A 16,136-nucleotide genomic window follows, 5' to 3' on the forward strand; every position below is an offset into this window, starting at 1 on the left:
AAGTTAATTAACTATTTTTGCGTTAATTACTAATGATAAAGGAGGAATAATAAATGTCCAAACCAGTTATTTTGTGTGTTGATGATGAAAGAATGGTGTTGGACAGTCTGCGGACGCAGCTATCATCATCCTTTGGCAATAGTTATATCTATGAAGCAGCCGAGGATGGTGAGGAAGCTTTAGATTTAATTCAAGAATTAAATGAAGACGAGGTGAGTATTGTGGTGATTATCTCTGATTGGTTAATGCCCGGCATGAAAGGAGATGAGCTACTAATTCGCATCCACGAGCAATTCCCTAAAGTTGTTAAAATTATGCTGACAGGTCAAGCTGACGAAGTAGCTGTTAACCGAGCTAAAAAATTTGCAAATCTCCATTGCTGTTTATCTAAACCTTGGTCAGAAGCCGAATTATTGGAAGCTATTAAATCAGGTTTATCTCAACTATGAAACAACAGGTAATTGTCTGTGTAGATGATGACAACACTGTCCTCAAAAGCCTCAAAGCAGAACTCCAAGAAGCTGTCGGGAATGCTTATCTCATCGAAATTGCCGAGGGTGGGGAGGAAGCATTAGAGTTGATTGAAGAATTATTGTCAGATGGGTATGAAGTACCGTTAATTATTTCCGATCATATCATGCCGGAGATGAAGGGAGATGAACTATTAAAACAAGTCCATATACTCTCGCCTAAAACTATCAAAATCATGCTAACTGGGCAAGCAGATATTGAGGCTGTGGGAAATGCGATCAAAAATGCAAATTTATATCGTTATATATCCAAACCCTGGCAACGAGAAGACTTGAGTTTAACAGTAAAAGAAGCAGTAAACAGTTATCAGCAAAATCAACTGCTGCTAGCACAAAATGCCCAGCTTCAGCACATGAATCAGGAATTGGCGGATTTAAACCGCGAGCAATCGCTACTGATTGCGACACTCCACGACAACGAAAATCGCTTTATGCAGTTTTTGGAAGCAATGCCGGTGGGCGTGGGAGTGCTGAATGCGGATGGCAAAGTTTACTATATCAACAAAAAAGCAAAGGAGATATTTGACAAAAAATTCGTGCCTGATGTGCCAGGGGAACAACTATCAGAGGTTTATCAAGTTTATCAAGCCGGAAATCTTCAACCTTGCCCCGTGGAAAACTTGCCCGTCATCCGGGCATTGAGGGGCGAAACTTCTGTGGCTGACGATTTAGAAGTCCGGCACGGCAATCGGGTTATTCCCCTAGAAATTCATGCTACCCCGATTTACGATAAACAAAATCAAATTGTCTATGCTATCAACACTCTTCTAGATATCACGGAACGCAAAGAAGCTGAGGCAGAGCGCAAAAAGTTCATTGAGGAGCTGTTTGATGTCAATTGCAGTTTGGAACTTTCATTGGATGCAGAATTACAAATAGTTGAGGCGACAAGCCGTTTTGTACCCAATCAGTTTTTATCTTTTTTGGGATGTGACAGCATTGTGGGTGTGAAATTGGGAGACGCGGTGGAGCTGGAAATGTCGATTTTGTTTTCTGATATCCGCGACTTTACCACTCTCTCAGAACAGATGACACCGCAGGAAAATTTCAATTTTATAAATTCATATTTGAGTTATATGGAACCGCTGATTGTGGAAAATCAGGGGTTTATTGATAAATATATTGGTGATGCAATTATGGCTTTGTTTAGCGAGGGCGCGGATGATGCTGTGAAAGCGGGAATTGCGATGCTGCATACTCTTGCTGAATACAATCGACATCGCGCTTCTGTGGGCGATGTGCCGGTTCAGATTGGGGTGGGAATTAATACTGGTTCTTTGATGCTGGGTACTGTTGGCGGATGCAATCGGATGGACGGTACTGTGATTGGCGATGCGGTTAATTTGGCTTCTCGGATTGAAAGTTTGACGAAGAATTATGGGGTGTCGCTGTTAATTACTCAACAGACTTTTGAACGCTTGACAAATCCTGCTGATTATGCGATTCGGGTAATTGATCAGGTTCAGGTTAAGGGTAAGTCTGAATGGGTGACTGTTTATGAAGTTTTTGATGCGGATTTGCCGGAAGTGAAAGCGGGGAAGTTGGCTAGTTTGCAACTATTTACTGAGGCTTTGTCTTTGTACAATATGTATAATTTCAGGGAAGCTGCGGGGTTGTTTGCGGATTGTTTGCGGCAAAATCCGGGGGATAAGGTGGCTCGAATTTATTTGGAAAGGTGTCAATAGTTAAAGTCAGGGGGAAGATTATTAGAAGAAGAAAGACCGGGCGATTGAAATCGCGTCTACACAGACAAAACCCGCCTCCGCGGGTTGAAGAATGAGTGGAAATTACGTTATTTTCTTGAGTCCGCGGAGGCGGACATCGTTTGACGAGAAGCGGTTTCAACCGCCGTCCTGTCTTAAAAGACCGGGCGATTGAAATCGCGTCTACACAGACAAAACCCGCCTCCGCGGGTTGAAGAATGATTGGGCGTTTGAAATTACCTTATTTTCTTGAGTCCGCGGAGGCGGACATCGTTTGTGTAGCCGCGGTTTCAACCGCCGTCTTGTCTACGAACCGTTACTCGTTATCTCGACGCGATATTTATGGTTGTTCGATCGGCATTTCGATGATAAACTCGGCTCCTTGACCGGGTGCAGACACGCAACTCAGTTGGCCTCCGTGTTCTTGGAGGACTTTGTAGGAAATTGACAAACCCAAACCGGTGCCTTTGTTGGCGGGTTTGGTGGTAAAAAAAGCCTCGAACAACTGCTGGCAAACTTCATCGGGTATCCCGGGGCCGTTGTCAGAAATCCGAATTACAGCCTGTCCGTTTTGGACTTCTGTCTTAATTTTAATCTTGCTGCGGTTGGCTTTGGCTTCGGCAACGGATCGCCCGGCGTTGTATTCCTCGATCGCGTCGATCGCATTTCCGATCAAATTCATAAACACCTGATTGATTTTACCCGAATAGCACTCAACCAAAGGCAAATTTGCATAGTCCTTAATTACCGCAATTTCGGGATAGTTGCCGCGCGCCCTCAGCCGGCTTTGCAGGATTAGCAGCGTTCCTTCAATGCCTTCGTGCAGATTCACCTTGGTCATTTGAGAATCGTCTTTGCGAGAGAAATTTCTGAGCGATCGCACAATTTCCCGAATGCGATCGGCGCCAATCTGCATCGAAGACATCGCTTTCGGCAAATCTTCTAGCAGAAACTCTAGCTCGATATCCTCAATTTTATCTTGAATTGGTGCCGGTGGCTGCGGGCAGTGCTGCTGGTACATATCGAGCAAATTCAGCAAATCTTCGGTGTAGTGGCCGACGTGGACGAGATTGCCGCAGACGCTGCTAACGGGATTGTTGATTTCGTGAGCTACACCGGCTACCATTTGACCGAGTGTTGACATTTTCTCAGTATGAATCAATACTGCTTGAGTTTGCTGCAATTCGTGCAAAGTATTTTCGAGCTGAATTTTTTGTTGGGTTAACTCTGTTTGCGATCGCAGCAAAGCTTCCTCGCTGCGTTTTTGTTCGGAAATATCCGTAATCAACCCTTCCAAAGCGATCAATTCGCCCGAGTCCGAATACACTCCCAAACCTTGCTCCCAAACCCATTTAACTTCGCCGTTTTTAGAAGTAATTCGGTAATTTAGCTGATAGGGTCGATTTTCTTGCAAGGCAACTTCTACGGCATTACAGAAGATTTCGCGATCGTCGGGGTGAGTCAATTCCGAGAGAGAAATTTGCCCAGTCCCGATAAATTCTTCGGGAGAATAGCCCGATAACTGATAGCAACCTTCGCTGACAAACTCCATACTGCGATCGGCATCGTTGCGAAAACGGTAAGCCATCCCCGGCAAATTGCTCATCAGCGTGGACAAGGCGCGCTGGCTTTCCCGCAGTGCTTCTTCGGCGTGTTTGCGATCGGTAATATCCGTCATCACCGCCAGCATACAGAGTTCGCCATCCAAATTAATCAACTCTGAAGACAGCAAACACACCACCACCGATCCCGACTTCATCTGAAACTCGCATTCCTGACTGCGAACCACACCTTGTTCGTGCAAACTTTGCCTAAAATCAACTCTGTCTTGCGGCTTTACCCAAATATTTAATTCCGGTACTGTATGACCGATTATCTCCTCCCTAAAGTAACCGAGTGCCGACAAAAAACTGTCGTTAACTTCCAGAAACTGCCCCTCAGCAAAAGTAGTAATAGTCATTGGATCGGGACTCGATCGAAAAGCCTTAGAAAACTTTTCTTCCGACAAACTCAACTTTTTAATTGCTGCTTCCAACTGACTTGTCCGCTCTTTAACCCGGCACTCCAACACCTCGTTAGCTTGTTTCAGAGCCACCTGGGCTTGCACGCGATCGGTGATATCGCGCACCACGGCTTGCAGCCCCATTTTGCCGCCGATATCCATAGAAGTTAGCAGCACTTCCGCCGGAAACTCGGAACCGTCCAAACGGCAGTGCATCCAATCAAAACGGCAATTTCCTGTTTTCATAGCCGTATTAATTCGCTCTTGAGACAGACTTATAGAATCTTGTCCATTTGGTTGCAATAGCGGGCTAAATTCCGAAGGATGCTTGCCGCAAAACTCCGATTCTGTGCTGCATCCAAATAACTTTAAAGTAGCCGGATTGCAATCCAAAAAACCCTGTTCGTCTAGCAGCATTACCGCATCTGTCGTCGATTCGTACAGAGTGCGGAACTTCTTTTCTGATGCTTGCAAAGAAGCAATCAACTGCATCCTTTCCTCTCCCGCCCGCTTTTGCTCGGTAATGTCCTGCATTACTTGAGAAAAGCCCTGCAACTCTCCGCTTTCATCCCGCAAAGGAGTAACAATAATCTTCGCCCAAAATCTGGAGCCGTCTTTGCTCAAGCGCCAGCCTTCACTTTGATATCTACCTGCTGCGGTAGCTGCGGCTAATTTTTCTTGCGATTTGCGAATTTTAATATCTTCCAGCGTATAAAAGCACTCAGAGTTGAAACCGACTATTTCGCTGGCTTCATATCCCAAAATCCTTTTTGCTCCAGAATTCCAGCTCGCTACATATCCCTTAGTATCTAACATGAATATAGCATAATCTTTAACACCTTCGATCACCATACGCAGGCGTTCTTCACTTTCTCGCAGTCCAGCTTCTGCTTTTTTGCGCCCAGTAATATCTTCCACAAAACCTTCGTAGTAAAGCAGTTCGCCGTCTACATCGCAGACGGCCCGCGCATTTTCTGCAATCCAAATTACTGTTCCATCTCGGCGATAAATCTGCGACTCAAAATCGGATACGATGCCTTGTTCTTGTAAAGCTGAAACAAACTGATTGCGGCGATCGGGATTGACGTAAAGCTGATCGCTGATATCAGTCAGACTACCCATCAATTCTGCGGCGGAATTATATCCGTAGATCCGAGCTAAAGCTGGGTTAGCGCTGATGTAGCGACCATCGGGCGTTGTCTGGAAAATGCCGGACACAGCATTTTCAAACATACTGTGATATTTTGCTTCCATTTGGTGAAGTGCCTCTTCGATATCCAAGCAGTTGAGTGCTTTATTTTCCAATGTACACTCGATCATTGTGTTTTCTAATTTTTGGTGTCTCACTTTTGAATACCCTGCCCTATTTTTGTGTAAAATTCAATATTTTTGGCGATGATCTATTGGTAGCATGGAGGCTGTGTCGCCTCCGATAAATCAACGACCAAGCCGTGCGATTGTTGTCGGAATTCTCTAGGGGATGCAACAGATATCTGGACAGAACACTGTTGTGTCCCTACAGAATATGTGTATTCGCTCCGATCGAGAACTGCTAGAGTCCGAAAAAGTAATCACAACGCTGTATTTATTGACTTCATCTACTGCACCGTTAGTTGTTAGTAGAGTTATGAAACTTTAAGCAGTCCGACCAGTTTTTGTTTGGGCTAAAAATGACTATCAAAATCGGATTTGCTAATGTCTCTGCTGAAAGTTACAGTCGTTTGAGAAAAACCCGCCTGTTAAAAGCTCCTTGAATATATGAGAAATTACACACCCTGAAATTAGTTAACTGCAAGCTAGTTTTTGCTGTTTCGGCAGTGACTTCTAGAACGATCGAGCTTCCGGTACACCACCAACTGTCGATTTTTAGCCGATCGCTCTGAATGCTTGCCACCATTGCCAGTTAAAATTGATTTTGAGGCGGCAGATAACAGAGCTGACGGGCGATCGCTCTTGACGAGGCGGGCACCATATCTAAAATTGTCACAATCCCGGGGACGATTGTTGTATCAAAAACTTCATATTCGGATACTGCGGGCGGATAAATTCTGTAGCAGTGCTGTCATTTCGGCAAAAATCTGGGCTCCGGGGCGCAAAATTGGGTCAGCAAGTCTGGTAAAATCCCGATCGACTCTCGGCGCAGGCCCGACATCAACCAACCCACCCCAGCAAAAAAATCATTGTCGCTACATGACTGATTCTCCCGTACTTGCAACACCAGATATATCCGCAGCTTCAAGTTTGAGGGCGGATTCTCCCCTGTGGCCAGCCCTGCTGCAACAACTGTTAGACAGACAATCTCTCTCGCGCCCCCAATCCGCCGAATTAATGCACGGATGGCTAGCAGAAGCCATACCCCCGGTGCTTTCCGGCGCGATTTTAGCAGCCCTCCAAGCCAAAGGCATCTCCGCCCAAGAATTAGCAGGAATGGCTCAGGTATTGCAGTCTCAGGCCCTTACAGGCGAGCCAGAGAGCATTTTAGATCGCCAATCTCCCATCTCCAATCTCAAATTAATCGATACTTGCGGCACCGGCGGAGACGGCGCGTCCACATTTAACATTTCCACCGCTGTCGCCTTTGTCGCCGCCGCCGGTGGAGTTCGAGTCGCCAAACACGGAAATCGATCGGCATCCAGCAAAGTCGGCTCTGCTGACGTGTTGGAAGCTTTGGGAGTCCACCTGGGCGCCGATGCCGCCAAGGTAAAAGCTGCGGTAGACGAAGTAGGCATCACCTTTTTATTCGCGCCTGGGTGGCATCCCGCACTTAAGGCTGTTGCGCCGCTGCGGCGTACTTTGAATGTGCGGACTGTTTTTAACCTTTTAGGCCCGCTCGTCAATCCGATGCGCCCTACAGGGCAGGTAATCGGGGTGTTCGATCCCAGTCTGGTATCAACTATTGCCCAAGCTTTGGGCGAGTTGGGGACTGAGTTGGCGATAGTTGTTCACGGCCGAGAAAAGTTGGATGAAGCGGGTTTAGGTGATGTTACTGATTTGGCGATTTTGTCGGGTGGGCAAGTTGAACTGACTACTTTAGATCCTGAACAGGTAGGATTGACACCAAGTGCGATCGGCTCATTGAAAGGCGGAAATGTTGAGGAAAACGCCGAGATTTTGCGGAATGTTTTGCAAGGCAAAGGTACAGCAGCACAAATGGATGTTGTAGCTTTGAATGCGTCTTTGGCTTTTCAAGTCGGAGGTGCAATTCCTTTGGGCGATCACGCGGCAGGAGTTAGTTTGGCTAAGGACATTTTATCGAGTGGCGAATCTTGGTTGAAGTTGCAGCAGTTGGTAGAGTTTTTGCGCTAAATAAAGAAGTTCGTTCATTCAGTTGACTGTCAACTGTCCCAGGTCAACTGTCCCAGGTCAACTGAATTGCATCCGCTGCCGAACTTCTCTTTATGAGCGCGATCGAAATTCAATCACATCTTGCTTAATAGTCACATCTTTATTACCAAAAAAGTCGTGACCCAGCAGCCCGATGTCTAGTGCTGGGGATATGGGTACAACTACATTTTTAATCGCCAAACCGCCAGCTTCGATTGAAGTAAGATTGCCGAGAGAAAAAGTAGCCACTCCGTTGGGAGTTTTTGCTTGCACAGTTCCTTGCGGAACTATCCCCAAAGCGGTAGCCATTGCTGGGGTAATTACTGTGCGGCTGGCTCCAGAATCCACCATCATCTCGAACTTTTGTGTGCCGTTAAAGGTAACTTCTATGACTGGGATATTAGCTTCTCGGCGTTTAATTTTGACCAGAAACACTCCCGACTTGGCATCAGACTTAGGATCGGACTTAGCATCAGACTTGGCATCAGGCGAAGCAGCGGGGTTCAATTCTTGGGGGAGAAAACCGCAGACAGAGCGGCTCAAGCTGAGTGTTTGGCCGCTGGAGTTCCGCATGAAGCACCCCTCACTTTCTTGAGCCGTCGCTGGCGAGGAGTTGACTGCGGTGTAAACTAAAATTGAACTGCTCAGAGAAATAACCGCTGTTAAAGCCAGTACAGGTTTTCGCAGGTTTTGAGCGATCGGCAGAGGCTTTTTTGAGTTGGAGGGTAAAGGCAAGGGAGATTTGCAGGCCATGGTTTGATAAAACGGTTTAGGTCGATCGTAACAACGACAACTGCCTTTTGGTATAGATAGTCCGGGACTCCGGCACCAGCACTTTTTACCCTCGGCTGGCACAAATCAAAATAAGATCTGTATATTACCGGCTAGCATCAAATCCCAGGCAGTGGTAAGAATTAAACCAAACGAAAGTAATTCAAGGATGCCATGTCACTTTCAACTGCACAACCCGCCCTCCTAGTCCTGGCTGACGGTACTGCTTACCGCGGCTGGTCGTTTGGTGCTGACGCCACCGTCGTCGGCGAAGTAGTCTTCAATACGGGAATGACTGGCTACCAAGAAGTTTTGACAGATCCCAGCTATTGCGGTCAAATTGTCACTTTTACTTATCCAGAATTGGGCAATACCGGGGTAAATCTCGAAGATGAAGAATCTTCGCGGCCGCAAATTCGAGGGGCGATCGCCCGCAACGTATGCAGCCGCCCCAGCAACTGGCGCTGTTCCCAATCCCTGCAAGACTACCTGAAACACTACGAGATCCCCGGCATTTACGGCATCGACACCCGCGCCCTCACCCGCAAAATTCGCACTGTGGGAGCGATTAACGGCGGCATTTCCACCGTGATTCTCGACCAGGCGGAGCTTTTGGAGCAAGTGCAAGATGCCCCCAGCATGGACGGGTTGAATCTGGTGCGGGAAGTGACCACCCGCGAGGTCTATGAGTGGTCAGAAGCCACAGATGCGGTGTGGGAGTTCAGTCCCACAGTCAAGCCGGATAACGGCGAAATGTGGACGGTGGTAGCGCTAGATTTTGGGATCAAGCGCAATATTCTGCGGCGTTTGGCGAGTTACGGCTGTCGGGTAATTGTTGTACCCGCTGACACGTCAGCCGAAGCAATTCTCAAATACAACCCGGATGGCATTTTTCTGTCCAACGGGCCCGGAGATCCCTCGGCGGTAACGGAAGGGATCGCGACTGCGAAAGCTCTGCTGAAGTCGGACAAACCTGTGTTCGGCATCTGTATGGGACACCAGATTCTGGGCATTTCCTTGGGTGCAGAAACTTTTAAACTCAAGTTCGGCCACCGGGGATTGAATCATCCGGCGGGTTTAACTGAGCAAATAGAAATTACTAGCCAAAATCACGGTTTTGCGATCGACCCTGATTCCCTAGTCCCGGAAGTAGAAATTACTCATCTCAATTTGAACGATCGCACCGTCGCCGGATTGAAGCACAAAACCTTGCCGCTGTTCTCAGTCCAGTACCACCCGGAAGCCAGTCCGGGCCCCCACGACGCTGACTATTTGTTCGATCGATTCGTGCAGTCAATGCGAGAAAATCAGAAAGTACCAGCTTAGCCAGTGGGCAGTGGGCAGTTAGTAGTTGGTAGTTGGTAGTTGGCAGTTGGTAGCCAGCCCGCTTGCTTGCCGAAGTGTCGAAAATTTAGCCGTAGTTAGCCGTAGTTAACAGAGGCTATTGGTGCAGATGGCTACCGACAACTGGCTACTGACAACTGACGACTGACAACTGGCTACTGACAACTGACAACTGACAACTGACTGCTGACAAAAAAAACAGTAGACAAAAAACCAAAAAACTCGTATAATGAAGCCTCGACTTTAAGCCATATCTAGCTAGGAGGGTGTCATTCCTGAGTCATTGACCCTGACCGTTAGCCTCAGAGGCACTCGCGAAGTCAAGAATAACCATCAGTTATTTCGCTTGACTGGCCTGCTGGACGCTTTTTCTGAGGCAACTTTTCGGAAGGTACTAAGCAAATGTATTGACGAGGGCCCAAAACACGTAATTTTGGACTTGTCTCAGATTGACTTTGTGGATAGTTCCGGCTTGGGTGCTCTTGTGCAACTTGTCAAGAAAGCCCAAACCTTGGAAGGGACATTGCAAATTGTCTCAAATCCCCGCGTAACTCAGACTGTTAAACTGGTTCGCTTAGAGAAATTTTTGTCTTTGCAGCCTTCGGTTGATGAGGCGGTAAAAAACGTCAAGGATGCTTGACGCCAAAGTGGATTTAATTAGCTATCCGGTTCTCAACGCTGGATAGCGAATTTTTATGGTTGTGCTGGTAAAACAATACCGATTTTCAGAGAAGCTGCTCAAAGCGCCAGCCACGATTTCCCCCGCTGCTTTGAACTCCTTTCTGTGGAGGGGGATGAAAATATGTGTGGCAAACACGCGAAAAAATGGTATAAGAAAGGGAACTAGCAGGTGTAAGCGATCGCCTTAACAAAGCCGTGCAGTCGCTATAATTGCTGAAGAGACGAAAGACGAAATAAGTAAGTTGTAGAAAAACCAAGCTGTGCGGAAGTTTTATTTAAAAAAGTATGTCGCCTCTAGCCGATGACGGGCTCAAACTGAGTCTGACTGATATCAGTTTAAATCGACAGCATCCTGCGAGGGCGACAGCAGCAGAAATAGAAAGGATTTCGCCCGCAGCGTGGGCATATTTGGGAGATGCAGTATACGAACTCTACATTCGGAGTTCGTACTTAATGCCACCAAAAAGATTGCAAGCTTATCACGAATTGGTGGTGGGGCAAGTACGAGCCGAAACTCAAGCGCGTCACTTGCGATCGATCTCTCCTTACTTGAGCAGTACAGAATTAGCAATTGTCAAGCGCGGCCGCAATGCCGTATCGGGCCGTTCCAAGCGAGCCGATCCAGAAATATACCAACAAGCCAGCAGCTTAGAAACTTTGGTGGGATATTTGTACCTCACCGATCCCGAAAGATTGACCGAAATTATGGCACTTTTAGAACTAGAGACTGAAATAATTTAGCAGTTAAGAGTTGGGAATGGCGAGGGATTAATTAACAATTATTGCACGGCGACCAACCTAAAACAGCAAAAATCTCGCTCCCGTCAAACAGGATTTATCAGTCAATAATTAGCAAGTTTAGCACCGCAAAATCCTTGCTCCCGAACCTGCTTTCTCTAAAATCTTAAAGCCCCAAGATTGCTCAGTCAATCAAGAATCAACAACCTCAAACCCCCAAGATCGATCGATCTCAAATCTAAAATCGTTTTCACTGCGACAAGAAACCAATGAGAAAATTTACCAAACCAAACTCCTCGCGCCCAAATTCCGACAGCAAGCCATTCAGAAGCGAAGGCCGCCGTCAGGACTCGCAACCATCCTCTCCCCGTTTTGAACGCAAGCCCCGTCCCGACAGCTCAGGAGACGCGCCTCAAAGGCGATCGAGCTTCTCCCCCCAATCGCGAGAAATGCCCGTGCGAGCAATTTACAAACGGAATGTCGAAGGCGACAGCCAACCCTCCGCGCGCAGACATTTCAAAGACAGAGCTCAAGACAGCAGCCCGCAGCCAGCCCGCAACAATTTCCGAGACAGAGACAGAGCTCAAGACAGCAGCCCGCAGCCAGCCCGCAACAATTTCCGAGACAGAGACAGAAACGCAGACAGCAGCCCGCAGCCGGTGCGCCACAATTTCCGAGACAGAAACGCAGACAGCAGCCCGCAGCCAGCCCGCAACAATTTCCGAGACAGAAACGCAGACAGCAGCCCCCAGCCAGCCCGCAACAATTTCCGAGACAGAAACAGCAGCCCGCAGGAATCCCGGGGCAATTTTTACAAAGACAGAGACAAAAGCAGCAGCCCGCCGGAATTTCGGGGGAATCATTTCAGAGACAGAGACAAAGACAGAGACACTCGCCCTGTTGACACTGCCTCAAATACAGTCGTACAACCAGACACAGACACAGACGACATGATTTACGGCCGCCACGCCGTGCAAGCAGCCTTAGAAAGCGACCAAGTTCTGAACCGAATTTGGGTTGTCCCCCACCTGCGCTACGATCCCCGCTTTCACAGCTTGCTCACCGAAGCCAAGGCCAACGGCAGCATCATCGACGAAGTAGACGATTTGCGCCTCGACTACATCACGCGCAAGGCAAACCACCAAGGCGTAGCCGCCCAAGTATCCGCTTACGAATACCTGGATTTGAGCGAACTAATCGCACAGGCTAAGGCTGCTTGCGAAGATCCCGTAATTGTGGTAGCAGAAGGACTCAACGACCCCCACAATCTAGGGGCGATTATTCGCACCGCAGAAGCACTGGGAGCTCAGGGCATGGTGATTCCTCAGCGGCGGGCCGTTGGGATTACCTCGGCAGTGAGAAAAGTGGCAGCAGGGGCATTGGAAAACCTGCCAGTAGCCAGGGTGGTCAATCTTAACCGGGCGCTGGAAGAATTGAAAGAGGCTGGATTCTGGATTTATGGCACTGCCGCGGGCGTCGGTGACTCGGTAGAGACAATCAAGTTCTCTGGGCCCACTGTTTTAGTTGTGGGCGGTGAAGCTGACGGTTTGAGCCTTTTGATACAGCGCGGATGCGATGGATTAGTTTCAATTCCTTTAAGGGGAAAGACTCCTAGCCTGAATGTCTCGGTAGCAACGGGAATGGCTTTATACGAAATTTACCGCCAGCGCGGGCCCAAAAAATTTCACGTACACGGATCGTAACGGTCAGTCGATTTTAGATTTTAGATTTTAGATTTTAGATTGACTCCACAGATTCATCTGGGAGCTCGAACTTTGCTCTAAAATTTGGGAATCATCCACGACTCAAGTAGGGGGGTTGTACCCGTTTCTTGCGGGGCATTAGCCCACATCCTAAAGCTGGGGGCTTCTGGCCCCCAAACTTCCCATCTTTGGTGATTGAAAAAAAGAATGCAACACAGTATAACAAAGTGTAAATAACGAAGGCCTAGGCCTTGCCCGCAGCACTCTGGAAAAAACCGTAAAATACATTGCAAAATCACATGAAAGAACTTTTGATTAGCTTACTCAACTTTTTCGGATTGGCTTGGTGGGTTGAAGTTAAAACTTCAGCGCCTCGGTGCATTTACTATTTTGGCCCGTTCTTGAATGCTCAAGAGGCGGAATCTGCAAAAGCAGGATATGTAGAAGACATAGAAAATGAAGGTGCAGAAGGTCTTAGTGTTTCGATTCAGCGCTGCAAACCTATTGCTTTGACTGTTGCAGATGATTTGGGAAAGTTTGGTGATGGAGGGCTGTTGCCTGTTTAGAGCGGTCTGTTTGGTGATTAATTGCTTATGAAAAATTCAAAACTCAAGACTCGCAATTGCCAATAGCTTGGGGGAAATTCTCTATCCATCGATCGATATCTGCGATTACCCGATCGGGAATTTCCCAAGGAAACAAGTGGGCTGTATCGGGATAGCACTGCCACTGACTATTGTGTAGGTGGCGGGCTGTTTCTAAACTGGATGCTGAGGTGATATGCCGATCGCCCTCTCCGGCCAATACCAAACTGGGACATTGAATGTCGCCCAGGTGGAGCAGTCGGTCGTATCCGGCCCTGAGAGCGGTATTTAACGCCTTTGTAGCCGCGCTGGAAGTCTGGAGGTAGGCGGGAGTACCTGCCTGTGCTAAGTAGCGGTAAGGGGTGGCTGTATGCTGCTGTATCAAGTAGCGAAAGAGCGATCGCCTGCCAAAAGTATCGATATTCCACTGCCAACCGGGTATCGCCCAGTTGATAATTCCAGCTAAACCGGTGTAAAGGTTATCTTGCCAAGAGATGGGCGGGTGACTGCCGCGCGGTTTGGCGGCGGATGCCAGGACAATCAAACCTGACACTCGCTGGGGATATTTTATGGCTAATTCCAGGGCTAAAATCCCTCCCAAAGACCAGCCGATGACTAAACAGCGATCGACTCCCAATCGGTCTAAAAGTGCTTCTAAATCAAGCAGGTGGTCGGTCATTTCAAAGGGATTTGAGGTGCGGCTGTTGCCGTAGCCGCGCAAGTCTGGGGCGATGGTTTGGAAGCGCTTTGATAGGTGTTCTGTGAAGACGGACATACAATCGCCGGAACCGGGATGGCCGTGCAAGCAGAGAATCGGAAATCCTTCGCCTTTGACGGAAACGCTGAGTTTTTGGTGGGGCATTTTTAAGAGAAGGAAGAAGGAAGAGGGAAGAAGGAAGAAGGAACTTCTTGATAAGCTGTTGCCCTTTTAAATGGCCGATTCGGAACGGGCTAGAAGCCCATTCCACAAGACTTTGATTGTTTTTTTGAGATACAACAATTAAAATGTAGAAATTCCTAATCGTCTTGGCGGTTGCTATAGCAATCAAAAGCAGGATTTGTGGGATGGGCTTTGAGCATCGTCCAGGGATTTGTGGGATGGGCTTTGAGCATCGTCCAGGGATTTGTGGGATGGGCTTTGAGCATCGTCCAGGATTGATGCTTGAACCAGATTCGTATTTTGGTGAACCTAGCCCCGGAGTGGTTAAAAGCTGGGATTCTTACTAATATAATCGGCAATTTTAGCAATAGACTGGCGGATTTGTAGATCGCCGCTTGTGCGGCTGTCAATCACAGTCATCACATAGGCTTCGCCGTTAATGCTCATTGCCAAAGTTGTGCCGAGTACCAGGGAATTTTCACCTGTTTTTTCGCCCAACCACTGAGCTTTGGTTCCTTGCAAGGCGGCAAATCCTAAATCGCGATCGTACTGGCGGTTGAGAGTTTCTATTAATATTTTAGCACCGGGTGTTTCGCCGTTGTAAATTTGCACCATCATTTCGGTGAGTTCGTTAGCAGTCACGCGGTTGGCACCCGAACCGGGGTTGGTGGGCATAATGTTTGCCCCCATTAATTTGTAGTTGACTCTGGTGACTTGGTAGCCACGATTCTCTAAGAATTGATTGATGTAATCGGCACCCAAATAATCGATTAGTTGATTGGTGGCGATGTTGCTGCTGCGATCGATCATTTCTTCTAACAGTAGCTGTAGCGGGTAATTGCGATCGGACAAAATCTTCGTCGATGAGTCTTCGGTGAAATTGCCAGGTTCGACGAATACTTCCTTGTTTAGACTAATTTTTTCTTTTTCGAGTTTTTGCATTAGGGCGACAGCAATCGGCAGTTTAATTAAGCTGGCCGGGCTGACAGGAGGCAAATCGCCCCGCAGGTTGACGCACTCTCTCGAAAGGTGGCAAATGCCGATCGATGCTTGATTCGACAAACCACTTTCCCTGGCAACCACCGCCAAAAAATCTGATTTTGCTTGCTGTACTTGAGAGGTGGCTGCTGTTAAATTGTCCCTGTATTCTTGAGTTTTGGAGGCTGTGAGGGGAGCTAAAAATGAATTTTGCGGAACTTCCTGCAAATTGTTGAGGGCCTGGTGCCACAAAAATTGAGTTTGCTGCCCCGATGCGATCGACTGATTTTCCTGCCGTCCAGTTTCTACGGCTTTGTTAGCCAAACGGACTGCTTGCTGCAAGTTGTCGTTAGCTCTCTGTTCTACTAATATTTGAACTTCCACCGCTTGCAACTGAGAAAGCAGTTTTTCTTGAGGATTGCCGGCGAGGGGAACTAAGCCCGAGAGCAGGGTTGGTTCTGGGGAGGGTGAGGCGGGTTGTTCTAATTGAGTGACCAGCCGATCGCGAATTTTGTAGAGTTCGTCTAGGGAACGCGGGTTAGATTGAGAGAATGAACTGGCGATGGTTAACACCTGAACCAGTCCGATGCCTGCTACTACTGCCGCCATTTTGTTTGCGATCGACCAAAAATGCTTTAACCCTCGCATATTCCACATCCTCAACACAACCAAATTCAATCTAAGCAGCTATTGTTACATCAGTCAAACGATTTGAGATTTTGGATTTTAGATTGAAGAAGAAATCTCGAATCAGAAGTGTAAAAGTTCGTTAGCGAAGCCCTCGAAAAGGATCGCGCCGCCGCGCCAAAATAAATAAACAGTCCTGGACGCATCAAGCCAAAGAAACCGGGTTTTTTACCTAATCTACGGGTCAAAACCCAAGATTTCGTAAAAAAAC

Annotated in this window: 14 protein-coding genes; 8 read left to right on the plus strand and 6 right to left on the minus strand. The window is 47.7% G+C overall.

The window, feature by feature from the left end:
• The first annotated feature begins 53 nt into the window (after positions 1-53).
• Together QUB68_RS06000 and QUB68_RS06005 are read left to right on the plus strand one after the other, a co-directional pair.
• The gene (locus QUB68_RS06000; RefSeq protein WP_332990329.1) at positions 54-449 is read left to right on the plus strand and encodes a response regulator; all 396 of its coding nucleotides are present in this window, start codon (positions 54-56) and stop codon (positions 447-449) included.
• Positions 446-2,215 carry an adenylate/guanylate cyclase domain-containing protein gene (locus tag QUB68_RS06005; protein ID WP_332990331.1) on the plus strand — a complete coding sequence of 590 codons (1,770 nt, stop codon included), beginning with the start codon at positions 446-448 and terminating at the stop codon, positions 2,213-2,215. The genes QUB68_RS06000 and QUB68_RS06005 overlap by 4 nt, the downstream gene beginning before the upstream one ends.
• A gap of 358 nt (positions 2,216-2,573) precedes the next feature.
• Here the strand turns inward: QUB68_RS06005 and QUB68_RS06010 are convergent, their stop codons facing one another.
• Positions 2,574-5,555 (minus strand): PAS domain-containing sensor histidine kinase, encoded by a 2,982-nt coding sequence (locus QUB68_RS06010; RefSeq protein ID WP_332990333.1) that lies wholly within the window; start codon positions 5,553-5,555, stop codon positions 2,574-2,576.
• Between the two features lie 391 nt (positions 5,556-5,946).
• Positions 5,947-6,132 (minus strand): hypothetical protein, encoded by a 186-nt coding sequence (locus tag QUB68_RS06015; protein ID WP_332990335.1) that lies wholly within the window; start codon positions 6,130-6,132, stop codon positions 5,947-5,949.
• A 293-nt stretch (positions 6,133-6,425) separates the two neighbouring features.
• On the opposite strand from QUB68_RS06015, the gene trpD reads away from it, so the two are divergent.
• Positions 6,426-7,541, plus strand: a complete 1,116-nt coding sequence (trpD, locus tag QUB68_RS06020) for an anthranilate phosphoribosyltransferase (protein ID WP_332991143.1) — start codon at positions 6,426-6,428, stop codon at positions 7,539-7,541.
• Between the two features lie 90 nt (positions 7,542-7,631).
• On the opposite strand, the gene QUB68_RS06025 is transcribed toward trpD, so the two are convergent.
• Positions 7,632-8,312: a retropepsin-like aspartic protease family protein gene (locus tag QUB68_RS06025; protein ID WP_332990337.1), complete on the minus strand. Its 681-nt coding sequence runs from the start codon at positions 8,310-8,312 to the stop codon at positions 7,632-7,634.
• Between the two features lie 192 nt (positions 8,313-8,504).
• Between QUB68_RS06025 and carA the strand changes: the two genes are divergently transcribed.
• The 5 genes from carA (at position 8,505) to QUB68_RS06050 (ending at position 13,362) form a co-directional block, all read left to right on the plus strand.
• A complete protein-coding gene (carA, locus tag QUB68_RS06030) occupies positions 8,505-9,656 on the plus strand; it encodes a glutamine-hydrolyzing carbamoyl-phosphate synthase small subunit (RefSeq protein ID WP_332990340.1) in 1,152 nt (383 codons plus the stop codon).
• A gap of 301 nt (positions 9,657-9,957) precedes the next feature.
• A complete protein-coding gene (locus QUB68_RS06035; protein WP_293132685.1) occupies positions 9,958-10,314 on the plus strand; it encodes an STAS domain-containing protein in 357 nt (118 codons plus the stop codon).
• A 326-nt stretch (positions 10,315-10,640) separates the two neighbouring features.
• Entirely contained in the window at positions 10,641-11,096 is a 456-nt protein-coding gene (locus tag QUB68_RS06040) for a Mini-ribonuclease 3 (RefSeq protein WP_332990343.1), read from the plus strand.
• A gap of 266 nt (positions 11,097-11,362) precedes the next feature.
• A complete protein-coding gene (gene rlmB, locus QUB68_RS06045) occupies positions 11,363-12,796 on the plus strand; it encodes a 23S rRNA (guanosine(2251)-2'-O)-methyltransferase RlmB (protein ID WP_332990345.1) in 1,434 nt (477 codons plus the stop codon).
• A gap of 299 nt (positions 12,797-13,095) precedes the next feature.
• Positions 13,096-13,362, plus strand: coding sequence for a DUF1816 domain-containing protein (locus QUB68_RS06050; protein ID WP_332990347.1), 267 nt, complete (start codon positions 13,096-13,098; stop codon positions 13,360-13,362).
• Positions 13,363-13,405: 43 nt separating this feature from the next.
• On the opposite strand, the gene QUB68_RS06055 is transcribed toward QUB68_RS06050, so the two are convergent.
• From QUB68_RS06055 to QUB68_RS06065, 3 genes are all read right to left on the minus strand, one after another.
• Positions 13,406-14,242: an alpha/beta fold hydrolase gene (locus QUB68_RS06055; RefSeq protein WP_332990350.1), complete on the minus strand. Its 837-nt coding sequence runs from the start codon at positions 14,240-14,242 to the stop codon at positions 13,406-13,408.
• Between the two features lie 155 nt (positions 14,243-14,397).
• Entirely contained in the window at positions 14,398-14,526 is a 129-nt protein-coding gene (locus tag QUB68_RS06060) for a hypothetical protein (RefSeq protein WP_332990352.1), read from the minus strand.
• Positions 14,527-14,584: 58 nt separating this feature from the next.
• Positions 14,585-15,886, minus strand: coding sequence for a serine hydrolase (locus tag QUB68_RS06065; RefSeq protein ID WP_332990354.1), 1,302 nt, complete (start codon positions 15,884-15,886; stop codon positions 14,585-14,587).
• Positions 15,887-16,136: the final 250 nt, after the last annotated feature.

The organism is Microcoleus sp. A006_D1, from assembly GCF_036702805.1.
Lineage (GTDB): Bacteria > Cyanobacteriota > Cyanobacteriia > Cyanobacteriales > Microcoleaceae > Microcoleus.